This window comes from Streptomyces sp. MZ04, assembly GCF_004684775.1.
In the GTDB taxonomy this organism is placed as follows: Bacteria; Actinomycetota; Actinomycetes; order Streptomycetales; family Streptomycetaceae; genus Streptomyces.
Genome location: NZ_SRIC01000551.1, coordinates 1 through 1,669 on the forward strand (window position 1 = coordinate 1; position 1,669 = coordinate 1,669).

At 65.5% G+C, this 1,669-nt stretch carries 1 protein-coding gene; it reads right to left on the reverse strand.

The window, feature by feature from the left end:
• Nucleotides 1–1,662 (reverse strand): maltose alpha-D-glucosyltransferase (gene treS, locus E2651_RS43035; protein ID WP_135336702.1); only part of this gene is annotated, 1,662 nt, incomplete at its 3' end.
• Nucleotides 1,663–1,669: the final 7 nt, after the last annotated feature.

Consider the following 1,669-nt stretch of genomic DNA (forward strand, 5'->3'; position numbering starts at 1 on the left):
GTGCCCCGCCAGTGTCAGGAGGTAGGGCAGTTCGCCGATGGCCGGGAAGCGCACCCCGCCGATGAGTTCGACCGGGTGGCGGCCGTTGAAGGACTGCAGATCGAGTTCGGTGGGCTGGGCGAAGCGGGAGAAGTTGTGGACGCACAGCACGAGGTCGTCCTTGTATTCGCGCAGGAAGGCGATGACGGCCGGGTTGGAGGACGGCAGTTCCGTGTACGAGCCGAGTCCGAAGGCGGGGTTCTGCTTGCGGATCTCGATCATCCGGCGTGTCCAGTGCAGCAGCGAGGCGGGGGACGACATGGACGCCTCGACGTTGGTGACCTGGTAGCCGTAGACCGGGTCCATGATGGTCGGCAGATACAGGCGTCCCGGGTCGCAGGAGGAGAAGCCCGCGTTGCGGTCGGGTGTCCACTGCATCGGTGTGCGCACCGCGTCGCGGTCACCGAGCCAGATGTTGTCGCCCATGCCGATCTCGTCGCCGTAGTAGAGGATCGGCGATCCGGGCAGGGAGAGCAGCAGGGCGGTGAACAGTTCGATCTGGTTGCGGTCGTTGTCCAGGAGCGGGGCGAGGCGGCGGCGGATGCCGATGTTGGCGCGCATCCGCGGGTCCTTGGCGTATTCGGCGTACATGTAGTCGCGCTCTTCGTCGGTGACCATCTCCAGGGTCAGCTCGTCGTGGTTGCGCAGGAAGATGCCCCACTGGCAGCCGGAGGGGATGGCCGGGGTCTTGGCGAGGATTTCCGAGACGGGGTAGCGCGATTCGCGGCGCACGGCCATGAAGATGCGGGGCATGACGGGGAAGTGGAAGGCCATGTGGCATTCGTCGCCGCCCTTGGTGTAGTCGCCGAAGTAGTCGACGACGTCTTCGGGCCACTGGTTGGCCTCGGCGAGCAGCACCGTGTCGGGGTAGTGGGTGTCGATCTCCGCGCGCACGCGTTTGAGGAGGTTGTGCGAGCGGGGCAGGTTCTCGCAGTTGGTGCCCTCCTGGGCGAAGAGGTAGGGCACGGCGTCCAGGCGGAAACCGTCGATGCCCAGGTCCAGCCAGAACCGCAGGGCGGAGACGATCTCTTCCTGGACGGCGGGGTTCTCGTAGTTGAGGTCGGGCTGGTGGGAGAAGAAGCGGTGCCAGTAGTACTGCTTGCGCACCGGGTCGAAGGTCCAGTTGGAGGCTTCGGTGTCGACGAAGATGATGCGGGCGTCGCTGTACTGCTTGTCGTCGTCGGCCCAGACGTAGTAGTCGCCGTACGGCCCGTCGGGGTCGGTGCGGGAGGCCTGGAACCAGGGGTGCTGGTCGCTGGTGTGGTTCATGACGAAGTCGATGATCACGCGCATGCCGCGCTGGTGCGCGCTGTCGACGAACTCCACGAAGTCGGCGAGGTCGCCGAACTCGGGCAGCACGGCGGTGTAGTCGGATACGTCGTAACCGCCGTCGCGCAGCGGGGACTTGAAGAACGGCGGGAGCCACAGGCAGTCCACGCCGAGCCACTGCAGATAGTCCAGCTTGGCGGTGATGCCCTTGAGGTCGCCGATGCCGTCGCCGTTGCTGTCCTGGAAGGACCGGACCAGGACCTCGTAGAACACGGCGCGTTTGAACCACTCGGGATCGCGGTCCTTCGCGGGTGTGTCCTCGAAAGTGTCCTGGACGGGCTCATTGACGATCATGATGTGG